The following is a 16,762-nucleotide window of genomic DNA, read 5'->3' as shown; positions in this document are numbered from 1 at the left end:
CCTCACCACACCCGCTTAATCTTAAACATGTATTTTAAATATAACTTTAAAACTTATAAGGTGTGACTATGTTTTGTGTGCAATGTGAACAAACCATCCGTACCCCGGCGGGCGATGGCTGCGCTTACGCGCAGGGTATGTGCGGCAAAACGGCCGAAACATCGGACCTGCAGGATCTGCTGATCGCCGCACTTCAGGGGCTGTCTGCCTGGGCCAGCAAAGCGCGTGAATACGGCATTATCGTTCATGAGATCGATAATTTCGCACCTCGCGCCTTCTTCTCTACCCTGACCAACGTCAACTTCGACTCCGTGCGAATTGTCGGTTACGCGCGTGAAGCCATTGCCTACCGTGAAGCCTTAAAAGCGCAGTGCCTGAGCATTGATCCTGCCGCTACCGTCGAAAATCCAATGGCAGACCTGCAACTGCTGAGCGACGACCTTGGCGATCTTCAGCGCCAGGCCGCTGCGTTTACGCCGAATATTGATAAAGCGGTTATTGGTGAAAACATTCTCGGCCTGCGACTTCTCTGCCTCTATGGCCTGAAAGGGGCTGCCGCCTATATGGAGCACGCGCACGTGCTCGGTCAGTACGACAATGAGATCTACGCTCAGTACCACAAGATTATGGCGTGGCTGGGTACCTGGCCTGCGGATATGAATGCGCTGCTCGACTGCTCAATGGAAATTGGTCAGATGAACTTCAGGGTCATGAGCATTCTGGATGCGGGCGAAACGACCGCCTACGGGCATCCGACCCCAACACAGGTCAACGTGAAGGCCGTTGCTGGTAAATGCATTCTGATTTCCGGCCATGATCTGAAAGATCTGCATAATCTGCTGCAACAAACCGAAGGTACCGGCGTTAACGTCTATACCCACGGTGAGATGCTGCCTGCGCACGGTTATCCGGAACTGCGTAAATACAAACATCTGGTGGGTAACTACGGCAGCGGCTGGCAGAACCAGCAGGTTGAATTTGCCCGCTTCCCGGGTCCCATTGTGATGACCTCGAACTGCATCATCGACCCGACCGTCGGCGCTTATGATGAACGCATCTGGACTCGCAGCATTGTCGGCTGGCCAGGCGTTAACCACCTGGAAGGTGACGACTTCACCCGCGTGATTGAGCAGGCGCAGCAGCTGGCTGGCTTCCCGTACAGTGAAATTGAGCATCTGATTACCGTTGGTTTCGGGCGTCAGACACTGCTGGGGGCCGCTGATACGCTGATTGATCTCGTCAGCCGCGAAAAACTGCGTCACATCTTCCTCGTGGGCGGCTGCGACGGGGCCCGCGGTGAACGTAACTATTTTACTGATTTTGCCACCAGCGTGCCGGACGACTGTCTGATTCTGACCCTGGCGTGTGGCAAATATCGCTTTAATAAACTGGACTTCGGCAACATTGAAGGGCTGCCGCGTCTGGTCGATGCCGGTCAGTGTAACGATGCTTACTCTGCCATTATCCTGGCGGTGACGCTGGCCGAAAAACTCGGTTGTGGCGTGAATGACCTGCCGCTCTCACTGGTGCTCTCCTGGTTCGAGCAGAAAGCTATCGTTATCCTGCTGACGCTGCTGTCGCTGGGTGTTACCAACATCGTCACCGGCCCGACTGCGCCAGGCTTCCTGACGCCTGACCTGTTGGCGGTACTGAACGAAAAATTCGGTCTGCGTGCCATCACCACCGTCGAGCAGGATTTACAGCAGATGTTAGGTGCGTAAGGAGTAACCCATGACAATGCCAACCCCGCAGTGCCCGTGGCGTATGCAGGTTCACCACATCCAGCAGGAGACGCCGGATGTCTGGACGCTGTCGCTGTTATGCCATGATTATTACCCTTACCGCGCCGGTCAGTATGCGTTGGTCAGTATCCGCAACAGTGCAGAGCAGCTACGTGCTTATACCCTCTCCTCGACGCCGGGGGTGAGCGAATACATTACGCTGACCATCCGTCGTCTGGATAACGGTACCGGCTCCTCCTGGCTGACGCGCGATGTGAAACGCGGCGACTATCTGTGGCTCTCTGACGCACAGGGTGATTTTACCTGTGATAATGAGGCCAACGACAAGCTGCTGTTGCTGGCGGCAGGCTGTGGGGTGACACCGGTCATGTCAATGCGCCGCTGGCTGGCAGCCTATCGCCCGCAGGCGGATGTGCAGGTTATTTTTAGCGTCCGATCGCCGCAGGATGTAATTTTTGCCGACGAGTGGAAGAATTATCCGGTCACGCTGGTAGCGGAACATAACGCCACCGACGGTTTCCTCGCAGGACGCTTAACGCAGGATATTTTGCGCCGGGTTCCCGATATCGCCTCGCGAACCGTCATGACCTGTGGCCCCGCCCCTTATATGGACCAGGTGGAAAAAGATGTGAAGGCACTGGGCGTTACCCGGTTCTTTCATGAGAAATTCTTTACGCCTGTTGCCGAAGCAGCCACCAGCGGGTTGAAGTTTACCAAACTCCAGCCGGCAAAAGCGTTCTTTGCACCGGTGGGGACTACACTGCTTGAGGCCTTTGAAAGCAACCAGGTGCCGGTGAATGCAGCCTGCCGTGCGGGCGTCTGCGGCTCCTGCAAAACGCAGGTTATTTCCGGGAAATACAGCGTCAACAGCACGATGACGCTGACTCCGCAGGAGATAAGTGAAGGTTATGTGCTGGCCTGCTCATGCCATCCACAAAGTGATTTAGTCCTGGCGTAAACGGAACTGAATAACGCAAAGCCTTCCCTTGCGGGAAGGCTTTTTTTTACCTCAACGCGGGGATAAGTGAGTAACGACCTGCCCCGAGAAACGCGACGGCCAGCCCACCAATAAAGAAGTAGACCAGGCTTTCGATAGCCCATGCCCCGGTTGCATCCAGCGCGCCGGTTTTTCCGATACCGACCATCAACCAGGCAACGACCATCGTAAAGGCCAGCACCAGTGCCGCCGGACGGGTAAAGACGCCAATGACAATCAGGATAGGGGCAACCACTTCACCGACCAGCACGCCGTAAGCGATAAACCCCGGTAACCCTTTTGCCACCAGCATACCCGCGATGCCATCGGTGCCGTCCATCAGCTTATGGAAACCGTGAAAAAACATTAGTCCGCCCACCGCGAGCCGCAGCAGTAAACGACCAAAATCCTCATGAGCTAACATCTTATTAACTGAATCTAACAATGATTTAACCATTTGAAATGATTCCTATTTTTATTCAACTTTATGCAGATTATGCCTAATCTCAACAGAAATAAAGCCCTATGTAATCAGGGGCAATTTACGCAAAATTAATGACATTTCATGGACTACGCTTGTAGACGACATACTTATATGGAGTCATACGATGAAACAGACAGTGGCCGCTTATATTGCTAAGACACTGGAACAGGTTGGAATCAAACGCATCTGGGGTGTAACCGGGGATTCTCTGAATGGCTTAAGTGATAGTCTTAACCGTATGGGAACCATCGACTGGATGCCAACGCGTCACGAAGAAGTTGCCGCCTTTGCCGCAGGGGCGGAGGCTCAACTCACTGGTGAGCTGGCGGTGTGTGCCGGTTCCTGCGGTCCGGGCAATCTGCATTTGATCAATGGTCTCTTTGATTGCCACCGTAATCACGTCCCGGTGCTGGCCATTGCCGCTCATATCCCCTCCAGCGAGATTGGCAGCGGTTATTTCCAGGAAACTCACCCGCAGGAGCTGTTCCGTGAATGTAGCCACTACTGCGAGCTCGTCTCTTCGCCTGAACAGATCCCACAAGTGCTGGCAATCGCCCTGCGTACCGCTATCCTCAAGCGTGGCGTGGCAGTGATTGTTCTGCCCGGCGACGTGGCACTGAAACCGGCTCCTGAAACCGCCAGCAGTCACTGGTATCCTGCTCCTCAGCCCGTGGTAACACCTGCCGCGGAAGAGTTAAAAAAACTGGCGCAACTGCTGCGCTACTCCAGCAATATTGCCCTGATGTGCGGCAGCGGCTGCGCCGGAGCGCATAGCGCCCTGATTGAATTCGCCGCTAAACTGAAAGCGCCGATAGTCCATGCCATGCGCGGCAAAGAGCATGTGGAATATGATAACCCCTATGATGTGGGCATGACCGGGCTTATTGGGTTCTCGTCAGGGTTCCATACCATGATGAACGCCGACACCCTCATCCTGCTGGGCACGCAGTTCCCCTACCGCGCTTTCTACCCGACGGATGCCAAAATCATTCAGATAGATATCAACCCAGCCAGCATTGGCGCACATAGCAAGGTGGACATGGCGCTGGTGGGAGATATCAATGCGACATTAACGGCTCTGTTACCTTTGCTGGAGGAGAAAACCGACCGTCGTTTTCTCGACAAAGCACTGGAGCATTATCGCGATGCCCGTAAAGGGCTGGACGATCTGGCCAAACCCAGCGACAAGGCCGTGCATCCGCAATATCTGGCTCAGCAAATCAGCCACTATGCCAGTGACGATGCCATTTTTACCTGCGACGTAGGAACGCCGACCGTCTGGGCCGCACGCTATCTTAAGATGAACGGCAAACGACGTCTGCTGGGCTCCTTTAACCACGGCTCAATGGCAAACGCCATGCCGCAGGCGCTGGGCGCAAAAGCGACGGCCCCCGACCGCCAGGTCGTGGCAATGTGTGGCGATGGCGGATTCAGTATGCTGATGGGTGATTTTCTCTCCGTGGTGCAAATGAAGCTGCCGGTGAAAATCATCGTCTTTAACAACAGTGTATTGGGGTTCGTTGCGATGGAGATGAAGGCTGGCGGCTATCTCACCGATGGAACAGACCTGAATGACACGAACTTCGCCCGCATCGCCGAAGCCTGCGGTATTACCGGGATTCGTGTGGAAAAATCTGCCGATGTGGACGCCGCGTTGCAGCAGGCCTTCTCCATTGACGGGCCGGTACTGGTTGACGTGGTGGTGGCGAAAGATGAACTGGCGATCCCGCCGCAAATCAAACTGGAACAGGCGAAGGGATTCAGTTTGTATATGCTGCGCGCCATCATCAGCGGGCGCGGCGACGAAGTTGTCGAACTGGCAAAAACGAACTGGCTCAGGTAAAAATAGCCTTTTCAGTTCATACACAACATCAATCGTGTTGCATCAAGGCAGCAAGCCCGCCCCCCCCGGCAGCACAGAGACCTGTGCGACGGGGGGCGGGGCGTGCCCGTTGCCCCGACAGCGTGAAGGATGGAGTGTATATAAGGAAATGCCATGATTGATTTACGCAGCGATACCGTCACCCGCCCCAGCCGTGCCATGCTTGACCAGATGCTGACGGCCCCGGTCGGAGATGACGTCTATGGGGATGATCCGACCGTTAACGAACTGCAGCGCTTTGCCGCCGAACTCAGCGGTAAAGAGGCCGCTCTCTTCCTGCCGACAGGCACCCAGGCGAACCTGGTGGCGTTGCTGAGCCACTGCGAACGTGGCGACGAGTATATCGTTGGTCAGGGTGCCCATAATTATCTGTATGAAGCTGGCGGTGCAGCGGTGCTCGGCAGTATTCAGCCGCAGCCGATTGACGCTGCCGCAGACGGCAGTCTGCCGCTGGACAAGGTCGCCGCTAAAATCAAAGCCGACGATATCCACTTTGCCCGCACCAGATTATTGAGTCTTGAAAACACCCATAATGGCAAAGTCCTGCCCCGTGACTATCTTCAGCAGGCGTGGGAGTTTACCCGAGCGAAGGGTCTGGCTTTACATGTAGACGGCGCACGCATTTTTAATGCCGTGGTCGAGTATGGCTGTGAACTGCGTGAGATCACCCAATTCTGTGACTCGTTCACCATTTGTCTCTCCAAAGGGTTAGGCGCGCCGGTGGGCTCACTGCTGGTGGGCAGTAGCGACTACATTAAACGCGCCACTCGCTGGCGTAAAATGACCGGTGGCGGTATGCGCCAGGCCGGTATCCTTGCCGCGGCTGGCCTCTATGCCCTCAGGAATAACGTTCAGCGTCTGAAAGACGATCACGACAATGCCGCCTGGATGGCCGCTCAGTTGCGGGAGAGTGGTGCCGATGTTATGCGCCACGATACCAACATGTTGTTTGTGCGCGTGGGAGAGGAGCATGCTGCCGGGCTGGGCGCGTTTATGCATGAGCGTGGTGTGCTCATCAACGCCTCGCCAGTTGTCCGCCTGGTCATACACCTTGACGTCAACCGTGAGCAGCTTGCCGGAGTCGTTCGTCACTGGCAGGCGTTCCTGCAGCGCTAAGGAGCCGGGCGTGCCACAACCTATCCTGGTGCTCGGGGCCAGCGGCTACATTGGTCAGCATCTGATTCAGGCACTGAGCCAGCAGGGTCATGAGGTACGGGCAGCGGCCCGCCAGCTCTCTCGACTGCGAAAACAGCCGTTGCCGGGGGTAAGCTGCCACGAGATTGATCTCAGCTGGCCGGACGATCTCCCCTCCCTGCTCAGGGATGTCGGCACGCTCTATTACCTGGTTCACAGCATGGGTGAAACCGGCGATCTGGTCGCCCAGGAGAGGCAAATCGCCCTTAATGTACGTGACGCTTTGCGGGAGGTGCCCGTAGGCCAGGTCATCTTCCTGAGCTCGCTGCAGGCAAAGGAAACCAGTGAATCTCACCATCTCAGGGCCCGTCAGCTCACAGGCGACCTGCTTCGTGATGCGGGCGTACCCGTCATCGAACTACGTGCCGGAATTATTGTCGGCGCGGGCTCGGCGGCGTTTGAGGTCATGCGGGATATGGTTTACAACCTTCCCATACTCACCCCACCGCGCTGGGTTCGCTCCCGCACCACTCCTGTCGCGCTGGAGAACCTGCTCCACTACTTGCTGGAGCTGCGTCACCACAGGTTCACTCATCACCAGGTCTATGAGGCGGCCGGGCCTGAAGTGCTCAGTTATCAGCAGCAGTTTGAACAGTTTATGGCGGCAAGCGGCGTGCATTGCCCGCTTGTGGCGATCCCGCTGCCCACCCGCCTTATCTCCGTCTGGTTTTTACAGGTCATCACCTCCGTCCCGCCCACCATCGCCCGCAGCCTTATTCAGGGGCTTAAACACGATTTGCTTGCCGATGACAGGGCCCTGCGTGCGCTGATCCCACAGGTGCTCATCCCCTTTCGTGAGGCGGTAACGCGAACATTACAGGATGAAGCACGTCTGGCTCACTCCGGCGACTGGGGTTATTCGCCACAGGCGTTTGCCCGCTGGCGACCTCAGTATGGCTACTTTCCGAAACAGGCGGGGTACAGGGTTAAAACAACGGCCTCATGTCGTGCGCTCTGGGACGTCATCAACCAGATAGGCGGCAAGGAAGGGTATTTTTATGGCAACGCGCTCTGGCAGATCCGGGCGCTACTCGACAGGCTTATCGGACACCGGCTGGATAAAGGTCGTCCGTCTCGCGACTATCTGCAGGTAGATGATCGGGTTGATAGTTGGCGGGTCATCATTGCCGAACCGCAGGAGCAACTGGCCCTGCTGTTCGGAATGAAAGCGCCGGGGCTGGGTCGCCTCTGCTTTACTCTGACGGATATGGGAACCTACCGCTTGCTGGATGTCCGGGCCTGGTGGCACCCGCACGGCATGCCAGGCCTGCTCTACTGGCTGCTGATGATCCCGGCTCATCTGTTTATCTTTCGGGGGATGGCGCGGCGTATTGCCCATTTAGCAGAACAATACTCAGAAAAAAAGTGAAACCGGACCCTATTCTTTCACGTTTCCCATTGCATACCGGCCTGTTTCACGGAAGAATGCGCACGCAATGAATGCGGGTCACTATAGTGGATTGCTATGAAGGTTTTGGTCACAGGCGCAACCAGCGGGTTAGGTCGCAATGCCGTCGAATATTTACGCCGAAAAGGCATCAGCGTAAGGGCTACCGGGCGCAACAAGGCGATGGGCTCCCTGCTGACAAAAATGGGTGCGGAGTTTATCCATGCCGACCTGACCGAACTCGTCTCCTCTCAGGCCAAAGCAATGTTAGCGGGTGTGGATACCCTCTGGCACTGTTCCAGCTTCACCTCACCCTGGGGCACTCAGGCGGCGTTTGACCTGGCCAACGTTCGCGCCACCCGTCGCCTCGGCGAGTGGGCCGTCGCCTGGGGTGTGCGTAATTTCATTCACATCTCCTCACCCTCACTCTATTTTGACTATCGCCATCATCACGCTATTAAAGAAGAGTTTCGTCCGGCGCGCTTTGCCAACGAATTTGCCCGCAGTAAAGCAGCCAGTGAGGATGTGATTCAGCTGCTGGCGCAGGCTAACCCCAATACCCGCTTCACCGTGTTGCGCCCGCAAAGTTTGTTTGGCCCGCATGATAAGGTGCTCATCCCGCGACTGGCGCAGATGATGCACCACTACCGCAGCGTGTTGCTTCCGCGCGGAGGCCGGGCAACGGTCGACATGACCTACTATGAAAACGCTGTGCACGCTATGTGGCTTGCCAGTCAGGAAGCCTGCGACACGCTTCCCTCCGGGCGTACCTATAACATCACCAATGGCGAACCGCGCCCATTACGCAACATTGTGCAAAAGTTGATTGACGAGCTGGAGGTGGACTGCCGCATCCGTTCAGTCCCCTATGCCATGCTGGATGTCGTTGCGCGCAGCATGGAGCATTTTGGCAACAAAGCCGCTAAAGAACCGGCTTTTACCCACTATGGCGTCTCCAAGCTCAACTTCGATTTCACGCTGGATATCAGCCGCGCGGAGAAAGAGCTGGGGTACCAGCCGGTTGTCACTATTGATGACGGTATTCTGCGCACGGCCCGATGGTTAAAAGATCACGGTAAAATCTGACCCTCAGCTCTGCCCGTATTTCTCCAGCAATGCTTGCGCAATAGCCTGACTTTCTGCATCCGCCACGCCATTCCACAGCGTCGGGCGAAAATGCATCTGGAAGGCCATGATCACCCTTTTCTGCTGCCCCGGCGTCATCTCAGGTTTTACCTCATAGCCATAGCGCGCCAGTAAATCGAGTAGTGAGGCGGTATCCACCGCGTCGTAAGGGTCCCGCCCATTGAGATAAAAGGCAACGCGTGTGGCGTCCGGCCATGCGCCAATGCCTTGCGCCGCCAGTTCCCGCCAGGGGAAAAGTGGCCCGGGATCGTCCTTTCGCTGGGGGGCGACATCAGCGTGTGCCACCACATTCTGAGGAAGTATGTTGTAACTATTGATGATGTCTTTAGCAAGCGGGATGAGCGCGGCAATTTGTGCAGGTTCGAAGGGGGTAAACTGCTTACGACCCGCCACGTTCCGCCAGCCACGATTCTCAAGCTCAATGCCAATCGACGTATCGTTGAGGCGAGTCGCGTTCCGCCAGTAGCTGATACCGGCATGCCAGGCCAGGGAGTGTTCCGGCACAAGCTGCCATATGCGGGGTTTACCGTCGTAAAGCGGCGGACGGGCAGGAATAAGATAATGAGCGCTGACGTGCCGGTCGGTTAAGGTGGCCAGCGAGACGTCAAAATCATCTGCCGTATAATGCAGTACCAGCACCTTGACCCGTGGATAGGCGGCCTGCGCCTGACGGCGGGTATCAAGCTGATACCCCTGCTTCTCAACAATGCCTTTTTCGCCCGCACAGCCAGACAGCAGCAGTGCAAGTAACAGCAGCGGTAGAAAACGTTTCATTAGCGTGTTTTCACCGCCGTACCGCTGACGCTAACCATCAGCATGCTGCTGTCCTTACCTACCGTCTCATAATCAATATCAATACCCACGACGGCATTCGCACCCAGCGCTTTGGCCTGCTCAGCCAGTTCACGAAAAGCGATTTCCCGCGCTTTACGCAGCTCTTTTTCATAAGCGCCGGAACGACCGCCCACGATGTCGCGTATACCGGCAAAGAAATCGCGGAAGATATTGGCACCCAGAATTGCCTCGCCGGTGACAACACCACAGTATTCCACGATCGGTTGTCCTTCCAGAGTGGGGGTAGTTGAAAATTGCATCAGGTTCTCCTTTTAGGCTTCAAGTGCGGTACTTCACACATTATCGAAGCAATACACTATTCTTGAAAGGAAGTTAAATCCGAAGCGAAAATAAGGAAATCATTATGCGCTATTCTGCTCTGACTCTCGCTTTACCCTGTGCGTTGCTGCTCAGCGCCTGTACCACTGTCCCGCCGGCTTACAAGGACATCGGCACCCGTAGCGGTCCATGCATCGAAGGGGGCCCGGACACGGTGGCACAGAAATTTTACGATTTTCGTATTGAGCATCACAGCAATGACCTGTCGGCACTGCGACCTTACCTGAGCGACGATTTGGCAGCCATGCTAACGGCGGCAAGCCGGGATAATCGAAACACAGCGCTGCTGCGATCGGACCCCTTCTCCAGCCGCACGGTCATGCCAGAAAAAGCCAGCGTCGCCAGCGCATCCACCATCCCCAATACCGATGCACGTAACATTCCTTTGCGCGTAACCCTGACCCAGGGCAGCCAGACGTGGCAGGATGAGGTGCTGATGATCAGAGAAGGCCAGTGCTGGGCAGTAGATGACGTTCGCTACCTTGGCGGCGCTGCTCATGCTCCCGCCGGAACTTTGCGCCAGTCTGTTGAGCACCGATAGCGAGCTGAGGCGTAAATACGATAAATCCCGCTTAAACCCCGCAAAATGTCTGGCATTCCGGCGTGAATGCCGACATTTATTCCTGCTTACCTCGAGCTCCGGTATTTTGTGCTAACTTTATTGAGTGCGGCGGTTTATATTTAAGTTTTAACGCACAAATATTGCATAACTATTCTGCGAACGTTACTATTTGCGGCCTCAATTGCTATTAGATTGCCTCGATGAGTATAAAATTAAACGGCATTAACTGCTTCTATGGCGCACACCAGGCGCTCTTTGACATCACCCTTGAATGTCCCCAGGGCGAAACGCTGGTGCTTCTTGGTCCCAGCGGCGCAGGTAAAAGCTCTCTGCTACGCGTGTTGAATCTGCTTGAGCAGCCTCGTTCAGGCCAGCTCACTATTGCAGGCAATCACTTCGATTTTGCCAAAACACCTTCTGATAAGGCGATTCGCGATCTGCGTCAGAATGTGGGTATGGTTTTCCAGCAATATAACCTCTGGCCACACCTGACCGTCGTGCAAAACCTGATTGAAGCACCATGCCGTGTGCTGGGGTTAAGCAAAGATCAGGCGCTCGCGCGGGCCGATAAACTGCTGGAGCGTTTACGCCTTAAGCCTTACAGCGACCGTTATCCCCTGCACCTTTCTGGCGGCCAACAGCAGCGTGTGGCGATCGCCCGTGCGCTGATGATGGAGCCCCAGGTGCTGTTATTTGATGAACCCACTGCCGCACTGGATCCGGAAATTACTGCCCAGATTGTCAGCATTATTCGTGAGCTGGCGGAAACGGGTATCACGCAGGTTATCGTGACCCACGAAGTTGAAGTAGCACGTAAGACCGCCAGCCGCGTGGTCTACATGGAAAACGGCCATATTGTCGAACAAGGGGATGCGAGCTGCTTTACCTCGCCGCAAACCGACGCGTTCAAATACTACTTATCTCACTGATTTATTTGGGGAAATAACAATGAAAAAAGTTCTGATTGCCGCACTGCTTGCCAGCGTCAGCCTGAGCGTCTCCGCTGCCCAGACTATCCGTTTCGCCACTGAAGCCAGCTACCCTCCGTTTGAGTCGACCGATGCTAATAATAAAATTGTTGGTTTTGACGTCGATCTGGCCAACGCCTTGTGTAAAGAGATTGATGCAACCTGTACCTTCACTAACCAGGCATTTGACAGCCTGATTCCAAGCCTGAAATTCCGTCGTTTTGACGCCGTGATGGCAGGAATGGATATCACCCCAGAGCGTGAAAAACAGGTGCTCTTTACGACGCCTTATTATGACAACTCCGCCCTGTTCGTTGGGCAGAGCGGTAAATACACCAGTATTGATGCCCTTAAAGGCAAGAAAGTGGGTGTACAGAACGGCACCACGCATCAGAAATTCATCAACGATAAACACCCGGAAATTACCACTGTCCCCTATGACAGCTACCAGAATGCCAAACTGGATCTGCAAAATGGCCGTATTGACGCCGTATTTGGTGATACTGCCGTCGTGACCGAATGGCTTAAGGCCAACGATAAACTGGCCGCAGTGGGCGACAAAGTGACGGACAAAGCCTACTTCGGTACTGGTCTGGGCATTGCGGTGCGTCAGGGTAATACGGAGCTGCAGCAGAAATTCAATGCCGCGCTGGAAAAAGTGAAGAAAGATGGCACTTACGAAACCATCTACAGCAAATGGTTCCAGAAGTAATCTGAATGAACGAATTTTTTCCTTTAGTAAGCGCCGCCGGGATGACCGTCGGCCTTGCCGTTTGCGCCCTGATCATAGGCCTGGTGCTGGCGATGATCTTTGCGGTATGGGAATCAGCGAAGTGGCGTCCGGTAGCCTGGGCTGGCACGGCGCTGGTGACCATTTTACGCGGCCTGCCAGAAATTCTGGTTGTCCTGTTTATCTATTTTGGCTCGTCACAGCTGCTGCTTATTCTCTCTGACGGTTTCAACATTCATCTCGGGTTTGTCGAGATCCCGGTGCAACTGGCGATCGAAAACTTCGATGTCAGTCCTTTCCTGTGCGGCGTTATTGCCCTGTCGCTGCTCTATTCAGCGTATGCCTCTCAGACGCTGCGAGGTGCCCTGAAAGCGGTGCCTCAGGGCCAGTGGGAGTCCGGGCAGGCGCTTGGGCTGTCGAAAAGCGCTATCTTCTTCCGCCTGGTGATGCCGCAGATGTGGCGTCACGCACTGCCAGGCCTGGGTAACCAGTGGCTTGTGCTGTTGAAAGATACCGCGCTGGTGTCACTTATCAGCGTGAATGACCTGATGTTGCAGACGAAAAGTATTGCCACCCGTACCCAGGAGCCCTTCACCTGGTACATTGTGGCGGCGGCTATTTATCTGGTGGTTACCCTTATCAGCCAATGGATACTCAAACGCATTGACCTGCGTGCAACGCGCTTTGAACGGAGGCCTGGCTGATGCTTGAATTTTTCCCTGAATTACTCAAGGGTCTGCATACCAGCCTCACGCTGACGGCAGCATCTCTGGTAGTGGCACTGATCCTCTCGCTGCTCTTTACTATCATTCTGACGCTGAAAACGCCGGTTCTGTTCTGGATTGTGCGCGGTTATATCACCCTGTTTACGGGCACGCCGCTGCTGGTACAGATCTTTCTCATCTACTATGGCCCAGGTCAGTTTCCGGTGTTGCAGGAGTATCCGGTCATCTGGCATCTGTTGTCGGAACCCTGGCTTTGCGCGCTGCTCGCGCTGTCGCTTAACAGTGCGGCTTACACGACCCTGTTGTTCCACGGTGCAATCCGCGCCATTCCGGAGGGTCAATGGCAGTCCTGTAGCGCTCTGGGCATGAGTAAAAAAGATACCCTGGCCATTCTGTTGCCGTACGCCTTCAAGCGCGCCCTCTCGTCCTATTCGAACGAAGTGGTGCTGGTATTCAAAAGTACCTCGCTCGCTTACACCATTACCTTAATGGAGGTAATGGGTCACGGGCAGTTGCTGTACGGACGCACCTACGATGTGATGGTGTTCGGCGCAGCGGGAGTGATTTACCTTATCGTGAATGGTCTACTGACGTTAATGATGCGACTGATTGAGCGTAAAGCACTAGCGTTCGAACGGCGTAATTAATGCATAAATAATATTCAAAAAGCGAGTAACTTATTAAGTTCTCGCTTTTTTTATCCACAATAAAAAATATTTAAGCATATATATTGCATACTAATTCATTAACTGGCATTGTTAGCCCCATGCCCACAACACGGCAACCACAATAAGATTGACAGACAGGAGTTCCAGTGATGAAAAAATTGATTCTGGCCGCAGTACTCGCCACCTTCGCTGCCGGTGCGACAGCCGCTGAAAAAATTAACTTTGGTGTTTCTGCTACCTACCCGCCGTTTGAATCCATGGATGCGAACAACAAGATTGTGGGCTTCGATATCGACCTGGCAACGGCGCTTTGCAAACAGATGCAGGCCGACTGCACCTTTACCAATCATGCTTTCGACAGCCTGATCCCTGCCCTCAAATTCAAAAAATATGATGCGGTGATCTCAGGTATGGACATTACCCCGGAGCGTAGCAAGCAGGTTTCCTTTACTGAGCCTTACTATGCCAACTCCGCGCTGGTTATTGCCAAAAAAGATGCGTTCAAATCCTTTGAAGATCTTAAGGGCAAGCGTATCGGCATGGAAAACGGCACCACTCACCAGAAATATTTGCAGGATAAACATCCTGAAGTGAAAACCGTGGCGTATGACAGCTACCAGAATGCGATTATCGACCTGAAAAACGGGCGTATCGATGGCGTATTTGGTGATACTGCCGTGGTGAATGAGTGGCTGAAAACCAACCCGCAGCTGGGCACCGCGACGCCGAAAGTAACCGACCCGCAGTACTTTGGCACCGGTCTTGGGATCGCCGTGCGTCCGGACAACAAAGCCTTGCTGGAAAAACTGAACGGCGCGCTGGCGGCAATCAAAGCTGATGGTACCTATCAGAAAATCAGCGACCAGTGGTTCCCACAGTAAGCTGATTTAACAGTAAAAAAGCCGCATGATGCGGCTTTTTTTTGCCTGTTATCCGCGGGGAAGCGGCAGTGAAAACCGGAAACAGGCACCGGTTCGTACATCCACCAGTTGAATATCCCCGCCATGCAGTTGCAGCATTCTTCTTACAATCATCAGACCCAGACCACCCCGTGACTCGCCCGCCCTGGGTTTATCCAGAACAGAGGGCCGTTGGAACAGGCTGGCACGAAGCTCCATCGGTATACCCGCGCCGCTGTCTTCGATTTCCACCACCAGTTGTTCTGCTTCCTGCCGGGTCCGAAGGGTAATAATGCCTCCATCAGGGGTATGTCGGATGGCGTTATCGAGCAGGTTGGTCAGCACCCTCTCCATCATCGAGAGGTCGGCATAAGCCTGCGCAAGCCCCACTGGCAGCTCAAGGTGGATACGGATAGCCCGCGTTTCGGCCATTAAATCAAACTTTTGCGCCACATCCTGCACCAGCTCGGCCATCACAAAAGATTCCGGCTGCGGTTTTATGCCCCCATGTTCGAGTCTGGCCAGTTCAAATAACTGTTGCGACAGATGCCGCACTTTGTTGCCCTGACGCATCGCAATGCTCAGATAGTGTTTGGACTCTTCCGGCGTCAGATAATCGGCTTTCACCGACAGCGTTTCCAGATAACCCAACAGTGCGGTCAGCGGCGTACGCAAATCATGCGAGATGTTAGCAACAAACTCCCGCCGCTGACGATCGTTATCAGCCAGCGCATCCCACTGACTGGCGACCTTGCGGGACAACTCAATAAAGGCATTTTGTAACACGGCCACTTCGTTGCCTGCAGCGGGATCGAGTGGCTGTTCCGCCACGCGTTTGATGGCAATGATACTTTCCTGCTCCAGCGCGCTGACTTCACGCGTCAGCATCCTGACCGGGCGGGTGATCCACCACCAGGCTACCCCCCCTGCAAGCAGGCCGAGCGCCGCAACCAGCAGCAGCGACCATAACATTGCGCGCCATAACGCATGTTGCCAGGCGCTGTCGGCAAGCGCGTCCAGGGCCTCTCCCTGCAGAATAATATAAAGATAGCCGTGCAGTTGCCCCTCTACCCGCACCGGCGACACGCTGAACACTTTTTGCTTATCACTGCTGCGGGGATCGTCGCCATAGACGGGCCACTCCGCGCCGGCCAGAAATGCCTGCACCGGCGCGAGGTTTATACGTTCACGTTTGATATGCCCTTCGGGTGCCGCATCCGCCAGTAAAATACCGTCAGGCGAAACCATATACAGCTCCACGCTCGGGTTCAGGGTCATTAACCGGTCAAACAGCGATTTCAGCGCCTCACGATTAACCTGACCCTGCCTGTCGAGCAGCGACTCGCTTCTGGCAATTTGTTGAGCAAGCCCTGCGGAGAGCCGCTGAACCATAGCGTCGCCATAACGGGTAGTGCTGTAGAGTTGCAGCGAGCAGGCAGCCGCTGCACATAACAGCAACAAAGCGGTAAACACCAGCGTCAGGCGCTGGCTCAGGCTCAGACGTTGCATTCGCTCTCCTCCGGATTTGGCGAAAACTTATAGCCTTTTCCCCAGACGGTGAGAATGATTTCCGGCGCGGCAGCGTCCTTTTCGATTTTCATCCGCAGGCGATTAATGTGGGTGTTGACCGTATGCTCATAGCCTTCGTGCTGATAGCCCCATACCTGCTCCAGCAGCGCCAGCCGGGAGAAGATCTCGCCGGGATGACGGGCAAACCAGTAGAGGAGATCAAATTCGCGGGGGGTTAAATCCACCAGCTCGCCACGCAGACGCACTTCACGCGGAAGCGGGTCGATAGTGAGATCGTGGCAGGCTATGCTGCCCATTCCGTGGCGAATATTGCGCCCCATCGCTTCCTGTCTGCGAAAGAGCGCTTTTACCCTGGCCACCAGCTCCAGCACCGAAAAAGGCTTCGCCAGATAATCGTCAGCCCCCATCTCAAGGCCGAGTACGCGGTGAGTTTCACTGGATCGGGCGCTGATGATGATCACCGGAAGATAACGGGTCATCTGCCGGATGCGGCGGCAGATCTCAAGGCCATCCACGTTCGGCAGCATCAGATCCAGGATCACGGCGTCCCAGTCGGTTCTGTCCAGCTCACGCAGCGCCTGTGCGCCATCCTCCTGATGAACTATCTGAAAGCCCTCATCCCGCAGGTTGAGTTGCAACAGTTCAGCAATATCCCGATCGTCTTCGACCAGCAGTATTTTTTTTGCGCTATCCATC

General features: G+C 54.9%; 17 protein-coding genes. 12 read left to right on the top strand and 5 right to left on the bottom strand.

Going from position 1 to position 16,762, the window contains the following annotated elements; translation table 11 throughout:
- Positions 1-68 precede the first annotated feature (68 nt).
- Both hcp and hcr read left to right on the top strand, forming a co-directional pair.
- Complete coding sequence (gene hcp, locus KXR87_RS05580) at positions 69-1,721, top strand: hydroxylamine reductase (RefSeq protein ID WP_437431274.1); 1,653 nt, start codon at positions 69-71, stop codon at positions 1,719-1,721.
- Positions 1,722-1,731: 10 nt separating this feature from the next.
- Positions 1,732-2,700: an NADH oxidoreductase gene (gene hcr / locus KXR87_RS05575; RefSeq protein WP_437431273.1), complete on the top strand. Its 969-nt coding sequence runs from the start codon at positions 1,732-1,734 to the stop codon at positions 2,698-2,700.
- 46 nt (positions 2,701-2,746) lie between these two features.
- On the opposite strand, the gene KXR87_RS05570 is transcribed toward hcr, so the two are convergent.
- Positions 2,747-3,175 carry a DoxX family protein gene (locus KXR87_RS05570; RefSeq protein WP_437431272.1) on the bottom strand — a complete coding sequence of 143 codons (429 nt, stop codon included), beginning with the start codon at positions 3,173-3,175 and terminating at the stop codon, positions 2,747-2,749.
- Positions 3,176-3,326: 151 nt separating this feature from the next.
- On the opposite strand from KXR87_RS05570, the gene poxB reads away from it, so the two are divergent.
- The 4 genes from poxB to KXR87_RS05550 all read left to right on the top strand — a co-directional run bounded on the left by poxB (position 3,327) and on the right by KXR87_RS05550 (position 8,751).
- A complete protein-coding gene (poxB, locus tag KXR87_RS05565; RefSeq protein ID WP_437431271.1) occupies positions 3,327-5,045 on the top strand; it encodes a ubiquinone-dependent pyruvate dehydrogenase in 1,719 nt (572 codons plus the stop codon).
- Between the two features lie 153 nt (positions 5,046-5,198).
- Positions 5,199-6,200: a low-specificity L-threonine aldolase gene (gene ltaE, locus KXR87_RS05560; protein WP_437431270.1), complete on the top strand. Its 1,002-nt coding sequence runs from the start codon at positions 5,199-5,201 to the stop codon at positions 6,198-6,200.
- A 10-nt stretch (positions 6,201-6,210) separates the two neighbouring features.
- Positions 6,211-7,647, top strand: coding sequence for a DUF2867 domain-containing protein (locus KXR87_RS05555; RefSeq protein WP_437431269.1), 1,437 nt, complete (start codon positions 6,211-6,213; stop codon positions 7,645-7,647).
- Positions 7,648-7,743: 96 nt separating this feature from the next.
- Positions 7,744-8,751, top strand: coding sequence for an NAD-dependent epimerase/dehydratase family protein (locus KXR87_RS05550; RefSeq protein ID WP_437431268.1), 1,008 nt, complete (start codon positions 7,744-7,746; stop codon positions 8,749-8,751).
- Between the two features lie 3 nt (positions 8,752-8,754).
- Here the strand turns inward: KXR87_RS05550 and KXR87_RS05545 are convergent, their stop codons facing one another.
- Together KXR87_RS05545 and KXR87_RS05540 are read right to left on the bottom strand one after the other, a co-directional pair.
- The gene (locus KXR87_RS05545) at positions 8,755-9,585 is read right to left on the bottom strand and encodes an N-acetylmuramoyl-L-alanine amidase (protein WP_437431267.1); all 831 of its coding nucleotides are present in this window, start codon (positions 9,583-9,585) and stop codon (positions 8,755-8,757) included.
- A complete protein-coding gene (locus KXR87_RS05540) occupies positions 9,585-9,905 on the bottom strand; it encodes a heavy metal-binding domain-containing protein (RefSeq protein WP_437431266.1) in 321 nt (106 codons plus the stop codon). Before KXR87_RS05540 ends, KXR87_RS05545 begins: the two co-directional genes overlap by 1 nt.
- 104 nt (positions 9,906-10,009) lie before the next feature.
- On the opposite strand from KXR87_RS05540, the gene KXR87_RS05535 reads away from it, so the two are divergent.
- The 6 genes from KXR87_RS05535 to artJ all read left to right on the top strand — a co-directional run bounded on the left by KXR87_RS05535 (position 10,010) and on the right by artJ (position 14,518).
- Positions 10,010-10,525, top strand: a complete 516-nt coding sequence (locus tag KXR87_RS05535) for a lipoprotein (protein ID WP_437431265.1) — start codon at positions 10,010-10,012, stop codon at positions 10,523-10,525.
- Positions 10,526-10,746: 221 nt separating this feature from the next.
- Positions 10,747-11,475 (top strand): arginine ABC transporter ATP-binding protein ArtP, encoded by a 729-nt coding sequence (artP, locus tag KXR87_RS05530; RefSeq protein ID WP_437431264.1) that lies wholly within the window; start codon positions 10,747-10,749, stop codon positions 11,473-11,475.
- Positions 11,476-11,494: 19 nt separating this feature from the next.
- Complete coding sequence (gene artI / locus KXR87_RS05525; RefSeq protein ID WP_437431263.1) at positions 11,495-12,226, top strand: arginine ABC transporter substrate-binding protein ArtI; 732 nt, start codon at positions 11,495-11,497, stop codon at positions 12,224-12,226.
- Positions 12,227-12,231: 5 nt separating this feature from the next.
- On the top strand, positions 12,232-12,948 hold the full coding sequence (artQ, locus tag KXR87_RS05520) for an arginine ABC transporter permease ArtQ (protein ID WP_437431262.1): 717 nt from the start codon (positions 12,232-12,234) through the stop codon (positions 12,946-12,948).
- Positions 12,948-13,616 carry an arginine ABC transporter permease ArtM gene (gene artM, locus KXR87_RS05515; protein WP_437431261.1) on the top strand — a complete coding sequence of 223 codons (669 nt, stop codon included), beginning with the start codon at positions 12,948-12,950 and terminating at the stop codon, positions 13,614-13,616. The genes artQ and artM overlap by 1 nt, the downstream gene beginning before the upstream one ends.
- Positions 13,617-13,786: 170 nt before the next feature.
- Positions 13,787-14,518, top strand: coding sequence for an arginine ABC transporter substrate-binding protein ArtJ (artJ, locus tag KXR87_RS05510; protein ID WP_437431260.1), 732 nt, complete (start codon positions 13,787-13,789; stop codon positions 14,516-14,518).
- A gap of 48 nt (positions 14,519-14,566) precedes the next feature.
- Here artJ and KXR87_RS05505 read toward each other — a convergent pair whose 3' ends face one another.
- Both KXR87_RS05505 and KXR87_RS05500 read right to left on the bottom strand, forming a co-directional pair.
- Positions 14,567-16,045 (bottom strand): ATP-binding protein, encoded by a 1,479-nt coding sequence (locus KXR87_RS05505; RefSeq protein ID WP_437431259.1) that lies wholly within the window; start codon positions 16,043-16,045, stop codon positions 14,567-14,569.
- Positions 16,033-16,761, bottom strand: coding sequence for a response regulator (locus KXR87_RS05500; RefSeq protein WP_437431258.1), 729 nt, complete (start codon positions 16,759-16,761; stop codon positions 16,033-16,035). The genes KXR87_RS05505 and KXR87_RS05500 overlap by 13 nt, the downstream gene beginning before the upstream one ends.
- Position 16,762: the final 1 nt, after the last annotated feature.

It is taken from the genome of Yokenella regensburgei (assembly GCF_051486985.1).
Classification (GTDB): domain Bacteria; phylum Pseudomonadota; class Gammaproteobacteria; order Enterobacterales; family Enterobacteriaceae; genus CBFFRJ01.
Note: the sequence above shows the minus strand (reverse complement) of the source record. Positions and strands in the feature narration are given on the sequence as shown.

What these genes read in the sequence shown, in the direction of transcription:
- hcp (WP_437431274.1), top strand. Translation starts at nt 69, where the DNA reads ATGTTTTGTGTGCAATGTGAACAAACCATCCGTACCCCGGCGGGCGAT.
- hcr (WP_437431273.1), top strand. Translation starts at nt 1,732, where the DNA reads ATGACAATGCCAACCCCGCAGTGCCCGTGGCGTATGCAGGTTCACCAC.
- KXR87_RS05570 (WP_437431272.1), bottom strand. Translation starts at nt 3,175, where the DNA reads ATGGTTAAATCATTGTTAGATTCAGTTAATAAGATGTTAGCTCATGAG.
- poxB (WP_437431271.1), top strand. Translation starts at nt 3,327, where the DNA reads ATGAAACAGACAGTGGCCGCTTATATTGCTAAGACACTGGAACAGGTT.
- ltaE (WP_437431270.1), top strand. Translation starts at nt 5,199, where the DNA reads ATGATTGATTTACGCAGCGATACCGTCACCCGCCCCAGCCGTGCCATG.
- KXR87_RS05550 (WP_437431268.1), top strand. Translation starts at nt 7,744, where the DNA reads ATGAAGGTTTTGGTCACAGGCGCAACCAGCGGGTTAGGTCGCAATGCC.
- KXR87_RS05545 (WP_437431267.1), bottom strand. Translation starts at nt 9,585, where the DNA reads ATGAAACGTTTTCTACCGCTGCTGTTACTTGCACTGCTGCTGTCTGGC.
- KXR87_RS05540 (WP_437431266.1), bottom strand. Translation starts at nt 9,905, where the DNA reads ATGCAATTTTCAACTACCCCCACTCTGGAAGGACAACCGATCGTGGAA.
- KXR87_RS05535 (WP_437431265.1), top strand. Translation starts at nt 10,010, where the DNA reads ATGCGCTATTCTGCTCTGACTCTCGCTTTACCCTGTGCGTTGCTGCTC.
- artP (WP_437431264.1), top strand. Translation starts at nt 10,747, where the DNA reads ATGAGTATAAAATTAAACGGCATTAACTGCTTCTATGGCGCACACCAG.
- artI (WP_437431263.1), top strand. Translation starts at nt 11,495, where the DNA reads ATGAAAAAAGTTCTGATTGCCGCACTGCTTGCCAGCGTCAGCCTGAGC.
- artQ (WP_437431262.1), top strand. Translation starts at nt 12,232, where the DNA reads ATGAACGAATTTTTTCCTTTAGTAAGCGCCGCCGGGATGACCGTCGGC.
- artM (WP_437431261.1), top strand. Translation starts at nt 12,948, where the DNA reads ATGCTTGAATTTTTCCCTGAATTACTCAAGGGTCTGCATACCAGCCTC.
- artJ (WP_437431260.1), top strand. Translation starts at nt 13,787, where the DNA reads ATGAAAAAATTGATTCTGGCCGCAGTACTCGCCACCTTCGCTGCCGGT.
- KXR87_RS05505 (WP_437431259.1), bottom strand. Translation starts at nt 16,045, where the DNA reads ATGCAACGTCTGAGCCTGAGCCAGCGCCTGACGCTGGTGTTTACCGCT.
- KXR87_RS05500 (WP_437431258.1), bottom strand. Translation starts at nt 16,761, where the DNA reads ATGGATAGCGCAAAAAAAATACTGCTGGTCGAAGACGATCGGGATATT.